General features: G+C 48.2%; 16 protein-coding genes. 7 read left to right on the top strand and 9 right to left on the bottom strand.

The features are described 5' to 3' along the window. Positions 1-159: 159 nt before the first annotated feature. The 3 genes from AR1Y2_RS03555 to AR1Y2_RS03545 are packed head-to-tail and all read right to left on the bottom strand — an operon-like array spanning position 160 to position 3,071. Positions 160-819, bottom strand: coding sequence for an alpha/beta fold hydrolase (locus AR1Y2_RS03555; RefSeq protein ID WP_137327733.1), 660 nt, complete (start codon positions 817-819; stop codon positions 160-162). 8 nt (positions 820-827) lie between these two features. Further along, positions 828-1,964, bottom strand: coding sequence for a glycerate kinase family protein (locus tag AR1Y2_RS03550; protein WP_137327732.1), 1,137 nt, complete (start codon positions 1,962-1,964; stop codon positions 828-830). Positions 1,965-1,982: 18 nt separating this feature from the next. After that, positions 1,983-3,071, bottom strand: coding sequence for a GGDEF domain-containing protein (locus tag AR1Y2_RS03545; protein WP_137327731.1), 1,089 nt, complete (start codon positions 3,069-3,071; stop codon positions 1,983-1,985). Between the two features lie 152 nt (positions 3,072-3,223). On the opposite strand from AR1Y2_RS03545, the gene AR1Y2_RS03540 reads away from it, so the two are divergent. Together AR1Y2_RS03540 and AR1Y2_RS03535 are read left to right on the top strand one after the other, a co-directional pair. Next, complete coding sequence (locus AR1Y2_RS03540; RefSeq protein WP_243118843.1) at positions 3,224-3,652, top strand: MarR family winged helix-turn-helix transcriptional regulator; 429 nt, start codon at positions 3,224-3,226, stop codon at positions 3,650-3,652. A gap of 18 nt (positions 3,653-3,670) precedes the next feature. Beyond that, positions 3,671-5,092 carry an MATE family efflux transporter gene (locus tag AR1Y2_RS03535; RefSeq protein ID WP_137327730.1) on the top strand — a complete coding sequence of 474 codons (1,422 nt, stop codon included), beginning with the start codon at positions 3,671-3,673 and terminating at the stop codon, positions 5,090-5,092. Positions 5,093-5,095: 3 nt separating this feature from the next. On the opposite strand, the gene AR1Y2_RS03530 is transcribed toward AR1Y2_RS03535, so the two are convergent. After that, a complete protein-coding gene (locus AR1Y2_RS03530) occupies positions 5,096-6,439 on the bottom strand; it encodes a citrate/2-methylcitrate synthase (RefSeq protein WP_137330185.1) in 1,344 nt (447 codons plus the stop codon). A gap of 154 nt (positions 6,440-6,593) precedes the next feature. On the opposite strand from AR1Y2_RS03530, the gene AR1Y2_RS03525 reads away from it, so the two are divergent. The 3 genes from AR1Y2_RS03525 to AR1Y2_RS03515 all read left to right on the top strand — a co-directional run bounded on the left by AR1Y2_RS03525 (position 6,594) and on the right by AR1Y2_RS03515 (position 9,283). After that, entirely contained in the window at positions 6,594-7,037 is a 444-nt protein-coding gene (locus AR1Y2_RS03525) for a MarR family winged helix-turn-helix transcriptional regulator (RefSeq protein WP_137327729.1), read from the top strand. A gap of 85 nt (positions 7,038-7,122) precedes the next feature. After that, entirely contained in the window at positions 7,123-7,509 is a 387-nt protein-coding gene (locus AR1Y2_RS03520; protein WP_137327728.1) for a BlaI/MecI/CopY family transcriptional regulator, read from the top strand. Continuing rightward, positions 7,502-9,283 carry a BlaR1 family beta-lactam sensor/signal transducer gene (locus tag AR1Y2_RS03515; RefSeq protein ID WP_137327727.1) on the top strand — a complete coding sequence of 594 codons (1,782 nt, stop codon included), beginning with the start codon at positions 7,502-7,504 and terminating at the stop codon, positions 9,281-9,283. The genes AR1Y2_RS03520 and AR1Y2_RS03515 overlap by 8 nt, the downstream gene beginning before the upstream one ends. Here AR1Y2_RS03515 and AR1Y2_RS03510 read toward each other — a convergent pair. After that, the gene (locus AR1Y2_RS03510) at positions 9,261-11,279 is read right to left on the bottom strand and encodes a penicillin-binding transpeptidase domain-containing protein (protein WP_137327726.1); all 2,019 of its coding nucleotides are present in this window, start codon (positions 11,277-11,279) and stop codon (positions 9,261-9,263) included. The two genes, AR1Y2_RS03515 and AR1Y2_RS03510, sit on opposite strands and share 23 nt — an antisense overlap. A 264-nt stretch (positions 11,280-11,543) precedes the next feature. Here AR1Y2_RS03510 and AR1Y2_RS03505 point away from each other — a divergent pair, with 264 nt between their 5' ends. Next, complete coding sequence (locus AR1Y2_RS03505) at positions 11,544-13,664, top strand: sensor domain-containing phosphodiesterase (protein ID WP_243118842.1); 2,121 nt, start codon at positions 11,544-11,546, stop codon at positions 13,662-13,664. A gap of 86 nt (positions 13,665-13,750) precedes the next feature. Here AR1Y2_RS03505 and AR1Y2_RS03500 read toward each other — a convergent pair whose 3' ends face one another. Both AR1Y2_RS03500 and AR1Y2_RS03495 read right to left on the bottom strand, forming a co-directional pair. Continuing rightward, on the bottom strand, positions 13,751-15,661 hold the full coding sequence (locus tag AR1Y2_RS03500) for a sensor domain-containing diguanylate cyclase (protein ID WP_137327725.1): 1,911 nt from the start codon (positions 15,659-15,661) through the stop codon (positions 13,751-13,753). 21 nt (positions 15,662-15,682) lie between these two features. After that, positions 15,683-16,669, bottom strand: coding sequence for a hypothetical protein (locus tag AR1Y2_RS03495; RefSeq protein ID WP_243118841.1), 987 nt, complete (start codon positions 16,667-16,669; stop codon positions 15,683-15,685). A 168-nt stretch (positions 16,670-16,837) separates the two neighbouring features. On the opposite strand from AR1Y2_RS03495, the gene AR1Y2_RS17695 reads away from it, so the two are divergent. Next, on the top strand, positions 16,838-17,281 hold the full coding sequence (locus AR1Y2_RS17695; protein ID WP_175403578.1) for a hypothetical protein: 444 nt from the start codon (positions 16,838-16,840) through the stop codon (positions 17,279-17,281). 61 nt (positions 17,282-17,342) lie between these two features. Here the strand turns inward: AR1Y2_RS17695 and amrS are convergent, their stop codons facing one another. Then, entirely contained in the window at positions 17,343-18,170 is an 828-nt protein-coding gene (gene amrS, locus AR1Y2_RS03490; RefSeq protein WP_137327723.1) for an AmmeMemoRadiSam system radical SAM enzyme, read from the bottom strand. Positions 18,171-18,174: 4 nt separating this feature from the next. Then, a complete protein-coding gene (gene amrA, locus AR1Y2_RS03485) occupies positions 18,175-19,560 on the bottom strand; it encodes an AmmeMemoRadiSam system protein A (RefSeq protein WP_137327722.1) in 1,386 nt (461 codons plus the stop codon). Positions 19,561-19,563 lie beyond the last annotated feature (3 nt).

The raw sequence follows: 19,563 nt of genomic DNA, 5'->3' as shown, positions 1-19,563 counted from the left end.
TACCTCTTTTCTCTAAATATCAAAATCAAGCATCCATTTTTGTTTCTTTAGTATACCCACAGGGCACACCGCATTTTATACCCTTCGGGTGCACGTGCTCCGCACGATAAAGTATATGCTCACCGGCACTTCTTTGCAATACCCTTCGTCCCTAAAACTTCAGCGCAGCAGCTCATGTTCTATGATGGCGGCCAAAGACAGATTATGCACCACATAGCTCTCATGGCTCTCGCCTTTTAGGATCCGCAGCCTGGCCCTCGGGATCTGCCTTGCGATCTCTTTGGTCTGGCTCTCCTTGACCAGATCCCTGCTCCCGGCGAGAACCAGAGTTTTTGCCCTGATATTCTTAAGCTGGCTTCTCGTAATAGACGGCTCTGTGAGCATCAGCCTTACTTTCGGGTCCCTGTTCCAAAAATATGAAAACTTCAGCGGGATCCTGAGTTCCGGCTTCAAGCCGTTTGGATTCAGGTTTGCTCCGCTGACGATCAGGTGGGATATAAGCCCCGGCCTCCTGGATGCCAGCAAAAGCCCCACGATACCGCCGTCGCTGAACCCGTAAAAAGCAGGGCTTTCAATACCAAGCTTTCGGATAAACTGAGCCATGTCAGAAGCCATGTCCATATAATGAAGCTCCCCTGTGCCGGAACTCTTTCCGTGTCCTCTGGAATCCGGCAGGTAAACGGTAAAGTTCCTGGACAGAGGCTTTATGATCTCTCTGAAGATCGTATGGTCTTCTCCGTTTCCGTGCAGCAGGATCAACGGCCTTCCACTGCCATACCTTTTATAATACATCTTAATGCTGTTTAATTGGACAAACATAACTCCTCCTAATTTCCGTAAGCCCTGACAAGGCGCAGGATATTTTCCACCGCAAACGCAATATTCTCCTCTGTATAAAAACGGCTCTCTGAAAAATCCTGGGGCCTGCGGTTGATGGGAAACACTCCCGTAAGCCCTTTCTCATAAATCCCATCCATGCCTTCTCCCACTCCTCCGACCACGGCCACTGACGGTATCCCCAGAGCCTTGGCTCTTTTGGCTACTCCATCCACAACTTTTCCGCACAGGCTTTCTCCGTCCAGCTGTCCTTCCCCGGTCATGATGAGTTTGGCATCCCGGGCAATGTCGTTAAAATGCACCATATCTAATACTACTTCAATCCCCATTTTCAGTTTGGAGCCTAAGAACGCCGCCATGCCGGCTCCCATGCCTCCGGCTGCCCCCGCCCCCGGGATATTGGCCACATCCAGGTTAATATCTTCTTTGATCCTCGTACACAGATGGATCAGGCCCTGGTCCAAATGCGCCACCTGCTCTGTGTCCGCTCCTTTATGAGACGCACATACATGGGCCGCTCCCCGGAGTCCGTACAGAGGACTGTCAATATCACACATAGTGATGATCTCCACCCCGGAAAGCTCCTTGGCAAGCCCTGTCTTGTCAATATAATGGATGTCCATCAGCGTTCCCCCGTTGGGGATAAAAGCCTTCTGCTCTCTGTCTAAAAACTGCACCCCCAAGGCAGATGCCATGCCGCATCCCCCGTCGTTGGTGCAGGAATCACCGAGGCCCACGATAATGATCTTGGCCCCCCGCTGGGCAGCATTAAGAATCAGCTGTCCCACTCCGTATGTGGTGGTGAGCTCAGGGTTTTTTGTTTTTCCTGCCAGCGGAATGCCCGCGCAGGAGGCCATCTCAATGACAGCCACTCTGCCGTCATCCACCAGACCGTAGGATGCCTGAACGTCATGAAAATGGGGATCCTTCACCTCTGTCTGCACCCACTCTCCTCCAAAAACCTTTAAGAACACACTGACACTTCCCTCCCCGCCGTCAGCTGCAGGGATGGCGATCACCTCACTGTCCGGATAAACTTCTGAGATCTTCCGGCTCATGATCCGGCATACCTCCAGGGAACTTGCGGTTCCCTGAAAAGAATCTGGGATACAAATAAACTTTTCCATGCAAAATCCTTCTTTCTCTTACTTCATCTTACATTGATTTTTCCCCAAATCCTTTGCCTGATACATCATATCGTCTGCTTTTTGGAAAATTTCCTGCGGATGCACAGCTGTATCCGTACACTCATAGATCCCGCAGCTGAATGTGACCTTTTCTCCCTGTAAGAATGGATAAGAAGAACATGAAAATTCAATCCTGATCTTTTCCATCAGTTCCTTGGCTTTTTCCTTTTTCATGCCCGGAAAGATGACCGTAAACTCCTCCCCGCCGTAACGGCATGCATACCCTTTTGGGCCGCAGAAAGTCTGGAGTAAAGAAGACAGCCGGATCAGGACCAGATTGCCGTTTTCATGTCCGAAGCGGTCGTTGACTTTCTTAAAATCATCAATGTCGATCACCGCCAGTGTGACAGCCTGCCCGGAATCCCTGCATTCCTCCAGCTGGTTATTTAATATGGTATAAAACGCCGTATGATTATAGAGCCCGGTGAGAGGATCTAAAAGGATCCTGTGCTCTAAACGTTCCAGGCGGTGATAAGTCTGGCTCAGGCGTTTCAGCTGTTCATTGTTGTATTCGATGATAATGCGGGTAAATAAGTAGGTGAAGATCAGAAATGCCACTGTAACTGCCACCTCAAACATATAATCAACATCCCCGCTCTTCTCGTGGAAAGCCGCGTAACAGGCGGATATCGCCATGCCTCCCAGAGACAGCCCCGTGATCATCTTCGTCAATAAAATATCGCCGAAAAGACCCGAAATAATAATCACCAGGCTAAAAAAGCAGATGACCACCACAAAATCATTGTGGACACAGGCGATGCAGAGACAGATCATAAGGCTGCTGAAAAGGGTGATAAAGTTCCTGTTTCTCTGCGAGATCTTCTCTCTTTTCAGGAGAAAATGACAGAGCAGCCAGCTGCCCATGTTGATCAGAAGCGGCACTATAATATATTTTACCAGATAGACATCAAACCCCACATACATCTTTCCCGCCTGGCGGATTCCGAAATAGAGCCCGAATTCCAACACCGACAGCGCCAGGATGATGACCAGGTTCAGCTTCATCAGCTGCCCTTTCCACTTTGCATATGAGATATTGTTTTCCATAACAGCCTCCCATTCTTTTTTCACGGTTCCTTCCTATCTATCATACACTACATCAACCCAAAACCCCAGCTTGTTGACAATATTTTTTACCAGAGTTATCATAAATATATCTACTATTGCGCACGCAACGATATAAAAAGGAGTCGATAGAAGTGAAAGGTTTTTTAAAATGGATATCCACGATCTCCCGGTTCTCAAAAATGCAGCTGGACAAAGAATTCCGGGAATATGGCTTCAACGGAAGCCAGCATATTTATATATTAAAGATTTGTGAGGAGCCGGGAGTTGCCCAGGAAGATCTGCTCTCCGCCTTTAATGTCAATGCCAGCAATGTGACAAGAGCTTTAACCCATCTGGAAAAGGAAAATTATATCGTCCGGATACAGAATAAAGACAACCGCCGCTGCTACAACATTTATCCCACTCAGAGGGCAAGGGATGTGTATCCAGTCATCAAGGATGCCTTAAAGCACTGGAATTCTAAGATCCTTGAAGAGTTTACTGAGGAGGAAAAACACCAGTTTATTGAGTTTCTGGCCCGGGCCGGAAACCATATGTTAGATTTTGTGTATCACAGATAAGAAAGAGAGATAGAAATTATGGAACAACAGCAGTCAGTACAGAACAACCCCCTCGCCGTTGAGAGCACGGGACGCCTTATCGCCAGATATTCCGTGCCAAGCATCATCGCAATGCTGGTGAGCTCCCTGTATAACATCGTCGATCAGGTCTTTATCGGCCAGGGAGTCGGCATGCTCGGCAATGCGGCCACCAACGTGGCCTTTCCTTTTGTCAATATCTGCATTGCCCTTGCGCTGCTCATCGGCGTGGGCGGTGCCTCCAATTTTAACTTGAATATGGGAAGAGGCGAAAATGAAAAGGCAAAAAGCTTTGCCGGAACTACCATCTCCCTGCTCATCCTGTCAGGAGTCGTATTAAGTGTTCTTTCTCTCCTGTTTTTAAAGCCGATCCTGCTCGCTTTCGGCTCCACAAAACAGGTGCTTCCCTACGCCCTTACTTACACCAGGATCACTGCGCTGGGCTTTCCGTTTCTGATCGCCACCAACGGTTTCTGCAACCTCATCAGATCCGACGGAAGTCCCAGATATTCCATGGTCTGTATGGTGACCGGCGCTATCATAAACACCTGCCTGGACCCCTTGTTTATCTTCGGATTCCACTGGGGCATCGCAGGCGGAGCAGCCGCCACCGTCATAGGACAGATCATCTCCTGCTTCATGGCTGCCGTTTACCTGACCAGGTTCCGGTCCATGAAGCTTACAAAAAACTGTTTAAAGATCAAGGCGGACAATGTAAGATCCATCGTGTCCATCGGTGTTGCCAGCTTCTTTAACCAGATTGCCATGATGGCGGTCCAGATTGCCTTAAACAACACCTTGACCTATTATGGTGCCCTGTCTTCCTATGGCAGTGACATTCCTCTGGCCTGCGCGGGAGTCATCATCAAGGTCAACGCTTTTGTCATGGCATTTGCCATCGGCATCGCCCAGGGATGTCAGCCGATCCTGGGATTCAATTACGGCGCCAAGCTGTATGCCCGGGTGCGGGATACCCTGAAAAAAGAGATCATCATCGTGACGTTGATCTTCTCCGCCGCCTTTGTCAGTTTTCAGCTGATCCCGAGACAGATCGTGAGTATTTTCGGGGAGGGAAGCCCTGCGTACTTCCACTTTGCGGAGCGCTACTTTAGGATCTACCTTTTTATGGTGTTCATCAATGGACTCCAGCCCATCGTCTCCAACTTTTTCAGTTCCATAGGAAAAGCCTGGAAAGGGATCTTCCTATCCCTCACCAGGCAGATACTGTTCCTGCTTCCGTTAATCTTGGTGCTTCCTATATTCTTAGGCATCGACGGTGTCATGTATGCAGGCCCCATCGCGGACGGCATCGCCGCAGTCACTGCGTTTTTCCTGGGCCGGCATGAATTTATGGCCATGCGAAAGCTTGAGCTGTCAGCGGATGTTCTCCCGGAAATCGATGTCTCACCGGCATCCCGGTAAGCCTTACCGGTCTTCCATGGGAACATAGGGCTTTTGTTCCACCACACTCTTATATGCAGGCCGTATGATCTTATCCACGTTGGTGAGCTCCTCCAGCCTGTGGGCGCTCCAGCCCACAATCCTTGCCATGGCAAAGATCGGCGTGAACAGCTCCAGCGGTATATCCAGCATACTGTAGACAAAACCGCTGTAGAAATCTACATTGGCGCTGACGCCTTTATAGATCTTGCGTTCCTGGGCGATGGCCTCTGTGGCCAGCTTTTCCACTGAGGAATAAAGGACAAAATCATCGTCCCGGCCTTTTTCGGATGCCAGTTTTTCAACAAAGCTCTTAAAAATCATGGCTCTTGGGTCAGAGATGGAGTACACCGCATGGCCCATTCCATAGATTAAACCCTTCTTATCAAAAGCTTCTCTGTTTAGAAGCTTCAGCAGATATGCTTTGACTTCCTCTTCGTCTTTCACATCTTTTACACTTTTCCTGAGATCCTGCATCATCTGGACCACTTTGATGTTGGCTCCCCCGTGTTTAGGGCCTTTCAGGGATGACAGGGCTGCAGCAATGACAGAGTATGTATCAGACCCAGCGGAGGTGACTACGTGGGTCGTGAATGCGGAGTTGTTTCCTCCGCCGTGTTCCATATGAAGCACCAGTGCGATATCCAGCACTTTCGCTTCCAGTTCTGTGTACTTCATATCCGGGCGCAACATTCTCAGGATATTTTCCGCTGCGGAGAGCTTCTCATCCGGTCTGTGGATATAGAAGCTTTCCTGCTTCACATAATGGTTATACGCATGATAGCCGTAAACGGCCAGCATCGGGAATACACTGATCAGCATCAGGCTCTGGCGCAGCACATTCGGCATGGAAATATCGGCTGCCTTTGGATCATAGGAGGCCAGGTTCAGTACGCTCTTGGTCAGGGAATTCATAATATCCTCATTGGCGGCTTTCATGATCACGTCCCGGGTGAAGTTTCTCGGCAGTGTCCTGCACAGGGACAGCATATTCTTAAATTCTTCCAGCTGGCTTTCGTTTGGAAGTTCCCCAAACAGCAGCAGATATGCCGTTTCCTCAAATCCAAACCGGCGTTTCTGCACAAAGTTCCTGGTCAGATCCGTAATGTCATAGCCTCGGTATAAAAGCTTGCCGTAGCACGGCACTTTTTGTCCATCGATCTCCTCGTATGCCTGGATGGATGAAATATTCGTAAGCCCCGCAAGCACTCCTGTGCCGTTTTCATCCCGCAGTCCTCTTTTTACTCCATATTTTGAATATAGATCTTTGGGGACTGTACAGCTCTCTGTGCACAGCTTGGAATAGGTATTTGTGTAGTCTTTGATCATGCTGCTTGTCTTCTTATAACTCACTCTGGGTACCTCCTTTACATTTCCTGGTATTTCTTCTTATCATACCTCAACGATTGATATTTGTCAACCATTGACACTTGTCAAGGAACTGTCTATACTATAGATATAGAAAAAAGGAGAGGATAAATCAATGAACCAGTCAGAATCGAAGGGAATCGCAGTATCTCTGTTCGAAATCTTTCCACTGTGCCGCAAACTGATCTTTTGTTCCGTGGACATGAAGGAACTGAATCTGACCAAGAGCCAGCTGTCCATTTTGTTTGCACTGGAAGTAAAACCGGGCCTTACCATGTCAAAGCTGTCCAAGTTTATCGCGTCATCCAAAGAACAGACAACCCGTGCGGTAGCTCCTCTTGTAAAAGAGGGATTGGTGGAACGCTATGTGGATGAAGAAAACCGCAGATACGTCTATATCCGGCTTTCTGATCAGGGAATCCGAATGATACAGGAGGCCAAACAAAGCTTCATCCGTCACCTGAAACTGTCTTTCGACCGGCTTTCAGAAGACGATCTTGACGAATTAAAACAGGCTGCCGAGACAACACTGAGAATTCTAAAAAAGCTGGAACCATAAATACCGTGGTTCCAGCTTTGCTTTTTTTATGATGTTATGTTATAATTTCATATACTACATTTGTAAGATTAAAAGGAGACAACCAATGAAACCGATTCCCCAGATTTCAGATGCTGAATATAAAGTGATGAAAGCCGTCTGGTCCCATACGCCGGTCAGTACCCCGGAAGTAACCGAAATGCTGGCCGCCTCAAATGGATGGAGCCCTAAGACGGTCCAGACCATGCTCTCAAGGCTGGTAAAAAAGGGTGCTCTCACTTATGAAAAGCAGGGCAGAGCCTTTTATTATACCCCTCTCGTGGAGGAGAATGAGGTGCTCAGTAAAGAGAGTTCTTCTTTTCTAAATCGTTTTTATAACGGCTGCATCAGCTCCATGGTCTCGAACTTTCTGGAGGAAGACAGGCTGACTTCCCAGGAGATCGACGACCTGAGAAAGCTCCTAGACAAGGGCCTGACTGAGGGGGATGAATAAGATGTACGCTTCGCTGATGAAAGAGTTCCTCATCCACTGCCTGCTCCTTTTTTTGGCCCTGCCTGTGATTCTGGCTGCCAAAAAGCTTTTAAAGCGCTGCCTGACTTTGCAAATCCAGCATTCCATCTGGTATTTGTACTGTTTCGCCGCGCTCTTTTTCTTTCTGCCCATCCGGCTTCCGTCCTTTCTCTCCTCCTCTCCCCTCCTAAACAGCTTTGTCCGCAATACCCGTCAAGGCTCTTCGGTCCTCTCTGCTTCTGCTGTATCCGGCTCCTCCAGCTGGATGAAGGACTACGCCGTGTCTGTCCGGACGTCCATATCCCCTTCCTTCCTGACCGCCTTGTTCTGGATCTGGTTTGCCGGAACTGTGACCATGGCTGTGATCCTGCTGTACAGCCGCATCCGTTTAAACCGGCTGGGCCGATCCATGGCGTTTATCAAGAATCCGGAAGCTGAACGTCTTTTTCTCCAATGTAAAAAGGATCTGAAGATCCGGCGCAGGATCCGCTTTGTGCTCTCAGAAAAAACGGACAGCCCCATGGCCTTCGGCCTGTTTTTCCCGGTGGCCGTATTTCCTAAAAAGTGTCTATCTGCCTTCTCTGAAAAAGAGCTGTCCTACATTTTCTATCATGAACTGAGCCATTACAAGCGGGGCGACTTAGTCTGTAACATTGTCTGCTGCATCATCCGGGCCTTATACTGGTTTCATCCAGCGGTCCTATACTCCCTCAGAAAAATGCGCACAGACCGGGAGATTGCCTGTGACGCAGCTGTCCTGAACTGTATCGACCAAAAGGAATGGAGAAATTACGGACATACCATCTTAAACTTTGCCGGATCTCTTTCCTCCGTGGAAGTTCTTTCGGTTTCCTCCGGCATCGGCGGCAGCAGATCCCAGCTTAGACAGCGGATCACAGCTATCGCCTCCTACCGCAGGGCATCAAAAAAGAAACACCTTGCGAGTATAGTGTTTCTCCTGGTTTTTGGACTGCTGTTCTCCTCCTTCTTCCTGAAGAACAACATAATGGCCGGATCCGTCTCCAAAGCCCCGGACCGCCCTTTTATAAGCCTGGACCTCTCCTCTCATTTTTCAGGAAAAGAGGGCTGCTTTGTTCTGTATGACAAGAAGAAAGCACGGTACAGCATCTATAATGAAAAGATGAGCCGGCAGAGGGTCTCTCCGGATTCCACTTACAAACTATACAGCGCCCTGGCAGCCCTGGATGCCGGTGTGATTTCCCCAGAGAAAAACAGCCTTTCCTGGGATCATACAGATTATCCCTTTGCGTCCTGGAACCAGGATCAGACCCTGATAAGCGCCATGGAATCCTCCGTCAACTGGTACTTCCAAAGGCTTGACCAGAAGCTTGGATCAGCCGCTGTACAGAGAAATTTAAAGCGCATCGGATACGGAAACGCAGATATATCCGGAGGTCTTTCTTCCTTCTGGCTGGAGTCTACCTTAAAAATCTCTCCTCTGGAACAGACAGCACTCCTTAGGGATCTCGACCAGAACCGTCTGGGTTATTCCAGAGAGAGCGTAGATGCCGTAAGACATTCAATCAAACTGTCTGCCGGTACCGGGCGTGTCCTCTATGGCAAGACCGGTACCGGCAGAGTAGACGGCCGCGACAAAAACGGCTGGTTCATCGGCTTTCTGAAAACAAAAGACAATACCTATTATTTCACACTGAGGCTCCAGGGAGAGGACAACGCCTCCGGGCAGGAGGCGGCAAAGACCGCCTTGGAGATCATCGGGACTCTTTCTCTTTGATCACGGCTTTTGTCTTTCCTACAACATAGCCGCTTCCACCCCGGTCTTTCACATCCTCCGCCATGGTGATCAAAAGCCATGGCTCTTTTTCTTTCTTATCCACGGTAAATATACTAAACCATCCGAGCTCTGTGCCGGTGGTATCGTCCTTGCTGGCCTTGATCTCCGCTGTCCCGGTCTTTCCCGCCAGCTTTACGCCGGACGTCTTCGCCCCATGTCCTGTTCCGTTTGGATGCTCGATGACCTGGACCAAGTCCTCCTTAAGAACGCCCGCCGTCTTTTTGGAGAATGCATCCTTGATCCAATATTCCGGCTCCAGTTTTTCTTTATAGAGCAGGTAAGGACGTATCATGCTGCCTTCGTTGGAAAAAGCAGAATAGATCGATGCCAGATGGATGGGATTTACCAGAACCTGGCCCTGTCCGTATCCGCTGTCCGCCAGCTGGATCTCTGTGTCAATGCTCTTTTTGTTATTAGAAAACTGTGAGACTGCTGTCTTAATGTCGAAAGGCATCTCTGTCCCAAAGCCCAGATGTTTGGCCTGGCTCACATAACCTTTGGCCCCGATCTTTAACGCCGCCTTTGCAAAATAAATATTGTCCGAATAGATCAGTGCATTTTTAAGCACTGCATTCTCATATGTATGCAGCGTAGTCACCTTATAGGATCCCCAGCTGCTGTCCTTCTGCCAGGACAATCCGCTGTATCCAAAGTCCTGATTGGGATCCAGTTTTCCCGTATTCATGCCCATGCCAGCCACCACGGGTTTAAAAGCTGAGCCCGGTGCCCATTTCTGGCGGAAGCGGTTATATAAGGGCTTTGCTTTGTCACTGTTCAGTTTTTTCCATTGGCCAGAAGAGATCCCCAGCACAAAATCATTGCTGTCATAGGACGGAGTGCTGACCAGAGCCAGTACTTCCCCTGTTTTCGGGTTCATCATCACAGAACAGCTCTTATCATTTTTATACTGCTCATAGATCTTTGTCTGAAGCTTTGCGTCGATGGTCGTATAGATTGCTTCCCCGTTCTTTTCTTTTTTTACTGCCAGCACTTTCTTTTCTCTGCCGTCTTCGTTGAGAATCGAGATCTTATATCCGTCTGTCTCGTGAAGCCGGTCCTCGTACAGCGCCTCAAGGCCGCTTTTCCCCACCAGCTGTCCCTGCTCATAGCCTTTGTCTCTGAGGTTTTTCAGGTCATCTGCGCTGATCTCCTGTACGTATCCGGTCAGATGGGAGGCTGCCTTTCCGTACGGATAGACCCTGGTATCCTCAGAGGAGACTAACACACCCGGTACCTTCAGCAGCTGTTTTTCTATTTTTTCTTCGCTGGCCATTGTCATCTTTTTGACCGGCACAAAAGAATCTTTTGTGACCCATGAAGCGTTCAGCTTTTTGTCTATGTCCGCTTTCTTCATATCAAGAAGCCTGGCCAGTGCTGCCACTGAGGTTTTCCTGTCCTTCATCTTGCCCGGGACGATGCCCACGGATGCGGCCTTTCCTTTTCCGGCCAGCAGCTTTTTGTTCCGGTCATAGATCTCTCCCCGGTTTCCTTTCAGTTTCGTCACCCGCACCTTGTCCGTAAATTCCATATCGGGAAAGATCATACTGTCATCCCATTTTAAACGGTAATCCCCGCTCTCCTTCTCAAAATAAGCTTCATTTTTAAAGGAGATACGGCCTGCCAGGGTATCCATGGACATACGGTAGGTAACCTTATTTCCTTCCGAATCTTTATCCACAATAATCTTAATATTTTCTGCCTCTATCCCCTGATAGATCTTTTGATTCCTCTGGATAAATTCCTTTTTTGAAATTTCTTTCCTGCTGCTCTTATCTAAAAGTCCGTACATGGACTCATAATCCTTTTTTCCAATACAAGCTGCATACTCAGAGAGCACATCCTCCGGCTGTCCGGCCCCGAACCTGCTCCAGAGAAAGTACCCAAGAACAGCCAGGATCACGGCTGCCACAGGGATCAAGATTCTTTTCTTATTCATTCAGACCTCCTTTTACATTGAAGTTTCAGTTACTCAGATATTATCTATATCTTACACGTGTAGGATATATGTGTCAAGGAAAACCGGATTGTCCAGAATTTAACTGCCGATCCATGCCTTCTTTCGCAATAAACGACTATGCAGTTGGTAAATACTGTTGTATAATGGAATATAACCGAACGGGGAATAAGGGATAAGTTTTGGGAATGATCACAGGGGAGAAATGACATATTATAATTATTATTAGAGGGGCAGGGGATTACTTTGTTTAAATTGATTGATGAAATTGCAGAGGTGATCTACGTCGCTGACGTGGAAACCTATGAAATGCTGTACTTAAACAGCTCCGGAAAACGTTTGTTTCAAGTGGACAGCTATGAAGGTGAAAAATGCTACCAGCTTCTTCAGGGCAAGGATCAGCCGTGTGAATTCTGCACGAATCACCTGCTGTCCTACGATTCAGTTTATACATGGCGGTTTACCAATGAAATGACGGACCGCCATTTTATTTTAAAAGATAAACTAGTAGAATGGGACGGGCACGTTGCCCGGATGGAGATCGGCTTTGACCTGACAGAACAGGAAGAACAGGAACAGCTTTTAAAGAATAAAGCCAAAGGGGAAGAGCTGGTGCTGGAGTGTTTGAGAATCCTCTACCAGACCAAAGAACTGGAAACAGCCATCCAGATGATCCTGGAAAAGACCGGGAAGTTTTTGTCCGCCGAGAGAGCGTACATCTTTGAGATTGAGGGCCAGTTTATGAATAACACCCATGAATGGTGTGCCGAAAATGTCAAACCAGAGATCGACCAGCTGCAAAACTTACCTGCCGATCTTATTGACCGCTGGCGGATTGAATTCGAGAACAACCGGTGTATCTTCATCCGAGATATGGAAGAACTCCGTACGCAGTCACCGGAAGAATACAGGATCCTTTCCTCACAGGGGATAAAACGGTTGATCGCAGCCCCGCTTTTTACCAATCAGCACCTGGCCGGATATATCGGTGTTGATAATCCTCCTGATGATTTATTTGAACAGGTGGAACCCATATTGGAGACTCTCAGCTATTTTCTGTCTTCCAGTATGGACCAGATGCATACATACCGTATCCTCAAGGATTTAAGCTACCATGATACACTGACCGGACTCTATAACCGCAACCGCTTTAACGAAGACCTGGAGTATTACGCAAAACAGCGTTTAGAAACTGTAGGCGTCATCTATCTGGATCTGAATGGACTAAAGGATATCAACGACTCAAAGGGACATCAGTTCGGTGACCAGATCCTGAAGGATTCTGCCAAAAAGCTTCAAGTCATCTTTTCAGAGCATACGATTTACCGTATCGGAGGGGACGAGTTTGCCATCCTCTGCATGAACACGGATAAGGAAAACTTCATGCGCACCATAAGGGAGCTGAAATATTTATTTTCTCACTCTGTAGACTGCAGCGGTGCCGTGGGATACAGCTGGTCTGAGAATCCATCTGACTTCCAGGCACTTCTGACTGAAGCTGATGAGATGATGTACACGGATAAAAAAGAGTTTTACCGTTCCAATCCCAACTCTTCCAGATACCGGAACTACTTTGACGACCGGCTGAACTTAAAGAGTGTGGACCAGCTCCTAAAAGCCATCGAGGACCAACGTTTCTGCGTCTATCTGCAGCCCAAGGTTCTGTGCAGCACCCAGGAAGTCATCGGTGCCGAGGCTCTGGTCCGATATATCAGCAAAGACGGGGCCATAGAACCGCCGATCTACTTTATTCCTGTGCTGGAATCAGCAATGACCATCAAATACGTGGACTTCTTCGTATTTGAAAGGGTTTGTCAGATCATCCAGGACTTTATAAGATCCGGATCCCCTGTCTTTCCTATCTCCGTAAATTTCTCAAGATTTACGCTGCTGGACGCTGACTTTTTAAAAACGATTCTGACGATCTGTGACCAATATAAGGTGCCCCGGCATCTTTTGGAGTTTGAGATCACGGAGAGTGCCGATTATACAGATGAATCATTTCTGGATGATATGATCCGGGATATCAAAAATGCCGGTTTTTCCGTAGCCATCGATGATTTCGGCGTAAAGTACGCCAATCTGTCACTGGTGCTCAACAGTGACATCGACACACTAAAACTAGACAAAAGCATGATCGATTCCATTGAGAGCAACGACAAAGCAGTGATGTTCGTCCAGGCACTGGCCTACATCTGCAAGACCATGAATATCCAGTTTATCGTGGAGGGTGTGGAGACACAGGATCAATTTGAGATCTTAAAAGCGCTGCGCTGTGAAGGCATCCAGGGTTATCTGTTCGGACGCCCCATGCCGCTTTCAGAATTCTGCCGTTTCCTGGAAGAGAATAGAGAGCTGCCAGAATAAGTACGAAATCAATCATAAAAATCCGGAGAAGTGATCAGCTTTGACCTTCTCCGGATTTATTCTTTTACAGGTACCTTACAAACAATTTATTTGCCACACTCGCTTAAAAAGCCCTTCCCGCTGCGTTTTGTCTCATACATGGCCATATCAGCGTCTTTCATGATTCTTATGTAGCTGTCGCCCTGGGATACCCACACCAGACCGGATGAAATCTTTATACTGCGGAGGTCCCCATCCGGAAACAGGATCTTCTTTTCTTCGATTCTATTATAGAAGTCTTCTATGGCCTTCCGTATGTCATCTTTGGAATTATATCCGTGTAAGAACAGGCAGAATTCATCTCCAGAACGCCTTCCCGCGATTCCATGGGGGCCGTTGAGCGTGTCAAGGAGTCCTGCGAATGTCTTCAGATACTGGTCTCCCCAGTCGTGCCCATAATGGTCATTGACCCCTTTAAAACAATCTAGATCCATCATGATCATAGCCGCCGTTTTGATATCACTTTCCAGCAGGCGTTCCGTGGTCCTGTGAAATATACTGATATTACAAAGACCTGTCAGGTGATCATAATCTCTTTCATGCTCGATCCTTCTCTTTTCCCTGATATCCTCCGTCACATCCACAACCACGCCGAATGTACTTCCCTTTTCTCTTGTCATATGGATCCGGATCCACTGGTCTGGGTCTTTGCTCACATAATAAATCTCCTCAGCTCCGGCCAAGGGATCGTTCATAATCTCCTGCAGTCTGGCTTCAAAAGCTTTCCTGTTGCAAAAAAGCTGTTCAGCCTCCTCTTCACTCCACCTTAGAACTCTGCGGAGCCTCTCTGTGGCCATCACATGGTCCGAATCCTCATGATATTCAAATACGCCAATAGGAAGATCCACTGTATCGATCACTTTTGTGACTTTTACAGACGCTTCCAGAACGCTTCCTACCATCTGGTTGATCCCCTGGCTCAGCTGTCTGAATTCAGGGTTGCTGTCCTCCTCTACCACGGTTTCAAGATGGCCCTCCGTGATCCGCTTCAGATCATAGGCAATCCGATGAACGCCGTCGATGATTTTTTGCTTTAGAAGATAGTTGATCATAATGAGCATTATAACGGATGTGAGTAACAGATATAGAAATGATATGCCCATCTGTTCCCCGCTCTCCGCATACAGGGCCTTGGCGGTCACCCCAGTCCCTAATAATAGATTGCCATGCCTTCTCAGCACATAAAACTTCTTCCGGTCTCCGCTTCCGTAAAACTTGCCATCCCTGAACTGCCTCATCCGCCGGTCAGAATAATTAAATTCTGACATGACCTCCTGCATCCTTTTTCCTTCTGAGTGGGCAACCATCTTTCCATTCTTGACATTGACAGCAAAAAGTACATATCCCTCGTCCGCAGGCACTCTGGAAATAACATAAGAAAGCTCGTTCCGTTTTTTCGCCCGCAAAAGCCGGTCAGGTGCGATCCCCACCTGCAGAATGCCGGGCTCGTCCCGACGTTTGACTCCAATATACTGAAACATCTTTTTCTCCGCTCCATTGGGCTGTACCTTCTGGATCAGATAATCCCTCTTTCCGTTCAGGATCGAAAGGAATTCCTTTGATTGTTTTGTGCTTCGGAAGTCCATTCCTATATACTTCGGAACCGTTCCGGCTGTCAGAATCCCGTCACTGTCCACTGCATGAAGTTCGTCTACACTGAGCATTTCTTTTATCTCATTTAATTTTTTCCGGCTGTCTAGGATGTCCGGTTCTTTTTCTACTATATACGCAAATGCCCTGGCCCTTGTGAGATAATCTTCACTGAGTCCATCGGACAGATTTTTTAGTTCCGCATCGCTGTTGTTTAAGATCTGAACCACCTGGTCCAGCTTTTCATTTGAATTCCTGACCATGTTATTTCTGGCGCTCCTGCTCTGCATCAGCCATCCAAAGATCAACATAGCCGCCAGTGCTCCCGCTATTATCAGCGAAATATATCTAAGAAATATTTTCTGCATCCCTTATTAATTCGCTCCCCTTTACTCATCTATGATTTCTTCCGGAGTAAATCCCCGGTACTTCCATTGCCGCGTACTTCGCTCCCACTGAGAGTAGCAGCGCAAAAACTCTTCCTTCTCCTGTTCTCCGCCTAGATGGATTCCAGCTTCCCCCATCAGATAGATTGCCTTGGAGATACCGCCGCCCAGGAGAAGATTGTTCTCAAGTCCTGTCATCAAATCTGCAAAAGAAAGAGGATTGTGCTTTCTCTTTTCCAAAAAAGTCCGAAGCCTATTATATTCCGGGGCATCCACATTGACATACTCCTCGGCGTACAGATCGATCTCCGATTCATCCGGCATGTAATACGGCAGGTTCTTAACCTCATTCATAAGCTCCAGACAGAATCTAGTATCCGGGACCTTGCGCGAGATCACATACCGCCCCTCCACACGGTATTCCCCGTAAGTCTTCTCCGTGAACTTCAGGAACTTGGAGAGCTCTCCCTTCTTCAGAGGAACGCTGTGAAACTCTTCCCACAGCTTCATCAGCTGCTTCTTCTCATACACACCGTATAAATGTGCCAGAGCCTTGGCATACCGGTAAAACTCCTGATTGTGGACAACGGTTTCCCGGTTTTTCGCGTTGGACAAAAACCTGATGATCTTGGCCTTGACCTCGTCCGGAACAACAAAGGACCTTTCACCCTGTTCCGCAAATACAAAGAGCCATCCTCTTTTCTGGTAGGTCCATACCTCTGGACCCTCAGCCCCTTCCGGCTCCTCCAGCAGCACTTTCAAGCCGTTTAGATCCTCTGACGAGCTGTACTTTAAAACCGCCGGCATCTGATCCAGAATCTCAGAACCCAGCCTCTGCGCCAGCTCCGCCTTCCTGTACCGTGAACCATCCAGCCCATAGAAAGAGGCTGTCTCCGAAAGCTGGCTCTTTGTGTAACAGTGAAGACACTCTGACAGGCCTTGTGCAGAGCTTTTCAGAATGGTCCACTTCATTTCATTTTTCTGCTCCATCTTGCACCTCGTTTCTAAACTGAACATTCCCTTTTCTTTATTTTACCATAGAACTTGTGTCCTTCCCACCAGTATACAGTATACTTTCCACTTCTGCCCCGTGAAATGTTTCACACATTTGCCACGGGAACATAACATAATAGAAAGACAAATTCTGGATGTGATGTTTTGAACCATTTTTCTGTCTCCAGCCAATCCACAGGCAGCCATATTGCTTCCTGTGCCCAATACAGCGTAGATTCCGATACTTCTTCCGGCAGCCTCCTTCCGCTGTTTCCTGTTTTTGAAAGCGGAGGACAGGTCAGACAGTCAGATGCCGGGACAGCCATACTGATGCCGTCTTCTTTCTACTTTGTAAGCTATCACTTTATTGCCAGTCCTGGCAGCTGGAAATACTTCCGGATCCTTCCGTGCATCAATGGAACTGACGCCCTGCTTTATGCATCTTTCGCTCCTGCCAACTCAGACGGTATTGCGTCTGCCTCTGCCTGCTTTCTTACCGATCAAGCGTTATCGCTCCCTGTTTCTTTAGGCTTCCATGTAAGCTATCCTGAATCATCAAAACCATTCAACATCGTGGGATCCGTTAGCATCGCCTCTTACGGATGCTGATCATCACAAGATTTTGTAATAGCAAAGGAACAGTGGGACGCTTTGCCGTCCCGCTGTTCCTTCAGCAGTTCCCTGTGAATACATATTTTAGCCAGGTGCGCGCTGTCTCTGCCAGCCGATACACCTGCTGAACTTCCGTGGCACCACGGTCCATCATTCTCCATCTCGGATAAAACCTGGATACATGGAGAGGGATCTCAGGATCCACCGAAGCGATCCATGCGGCCATCTCTTCCATCTCCTCCCTGGTATCATTCTCACCCGGAACGATAAGAACCGTCAGCTCCACATGACAATGATCTGCGGCTCTTCTGATAAACCTCTGAACAGTTTCAAGATCTCCTCCGAGCTTTTTATAATATTCCTGCCGGATCCCTTTCAGGTCGATATTCATTGCATCCATATAAGGAAGCACTGCATTTTCTACAGCTTCCGGGAAGGCCCCGTTGGTCACAAGAACGTTTTTCATCCCGTATTGTCTGACGATCTTTGCCGCATCCCGTACATACTCGTACCCGACCAAAGGCTCGTTATATGTGTAGGCGACCCCGATGTTTCCACGCTTCCGAAGCTCTGATGCCTTGGAGGCCAGTTTCTCGGGAGACAGAAAGACAGTCTCCGCCTGGTCTGCGTTTTTCATAGAAATATCGAAGTTCTGGCAGAACGGACAGGCTAGATTGCATCCGAAGCTGCCCACAGACAGTATGAGGCTGCCGGGATGATACATGGAAAGCGGTTTTTTCTCAATAGGGTCTAACGCCAGAGCTGTCACTCTGCCGTAATTCTCACAAACAAGCATACCGTTTACATTTTTCCTGGCTCCGCACCGGCCGAATTGCCCTGGCTTTAACCTGCAGCGGTGCATGCATACTGTACATGTCTCTTTCATCTTCTCACCTATGCCTTATAACCTCAAACCGCTCTATCTGTACCGATTCCTCTTCCCCGATCCCAGCTTTCTGTTTTGCGATCTCAATCTGTTCCTCCACAGTATCCACTCCGGAAAGGTTCGGCAGCAAAAGGCCTCTCCTTCCTCCCCTCGAAACGATGATACCATATTTTTTAGCATCTAATTCTTCAAATGATGTTATCTTCTGGGTCTTTCCCAGTACATCCACACTGTACTCTAACTGGTAAAGTTCCTCTGCTTTTACCGGTGAGAATCTGGGATCCCTGGCCCCGGCACTGACTGCGTTCCATATGATCTCCTCCGCCACCGTTGACTTTGTGGCACAGATGGTGCCAATGCATCCCCGGAGCCTGCCCTCTTTTTTCAGTGAGACAAAAACACCGGCCCGTTCCTTCAGGAGATCATGGGAAAGGTCCTTCGGAACTCCAATGACTGTCCCGTTCTTTACATAGGACTCCAGGGACAGTCTTGCCAGCCGTACAAAACTGTCCTCTCTGGCCCGTCTCTGCTCTGCTTTCTTTTGCTGCTTCTCCAGATACTTGTCCTTAAACTTTCGTTCCGGATTCTCTCCCAGCGGTTCATAGGTACAGACTCCATACCCTACGCCGAAAGGACCTTCATAGGACAATCTCTCTGCTTTCACATCCATTCCGTCCAAAACACCTGCCATGATCGTAAAAGAACGGTGCCCGCACTCCCCGGCCTTCTCTAAAAATTCTTCATCAAATTCAAAAAGTCTCTGGAAATCTCCGCCGCCCATGGCTTCCATGATCTTTTGGTCATATGCCGGGCCTTCCTTGCAGAATCCATAAGGCCCGTCATCCAATAGACGGTGTGACAGGTCCCCGCTGGCAATGAACACGGTCTTCCTGCCAAGCTGAGACGCAGCTTTCCTGACATACTGTCCCATCGTATAATGATCGGTCAAAGAAAGCCCAGAAAGACTGATCCGGACGGTTTCATAATCCTTATATCTCTGGTTGATAAAATACAGTGGGATCATTGTCGCATGGTCCAGCTGCGCTTCCTGCTCCCCATCCGTTCCGGCCATGAAACCATCTTTTACTGCCAGACCAGATATAGTGTCTGTCAATTCCCGGTCATAGACCGTATGAATGCGGGTGCTGCTCTCCCCGAACTGTCCAAAATCCCCCTGCGCCTCTGTCCCCGGAGAAATGTGAAAGTAGTCCGTATACATGACAGAGTGCGGGGTAGCGATGACGATCGTCTCCGGAGCCATCCCGGCTACCCTTTCTGCAACCTCTTTGTATGCCTGCACAGTCTTTTGTACCGCCTGCTCATTTCCGCGTCCCACCGAAGGAATTATAAGCGGCGGATGCGGCACCATAAATGCACCAATTACTGCCATCTT

The sequence above is a fragment of the Anaerostipes rhamnosivorans genome (assembly GCF_005280655.1).
GTDB classification, from domain to species: Bacteria; Bacillota; Clostridia; order Lachnospirales; family Lachnospiraceae; genus Anaerostipes; species Anaerostipes rhamnosivorans.
Note: the sequence above shows the minus strand (reverse complement) of the source record. Positions and strands in the feature narration are given on the sequence as shown.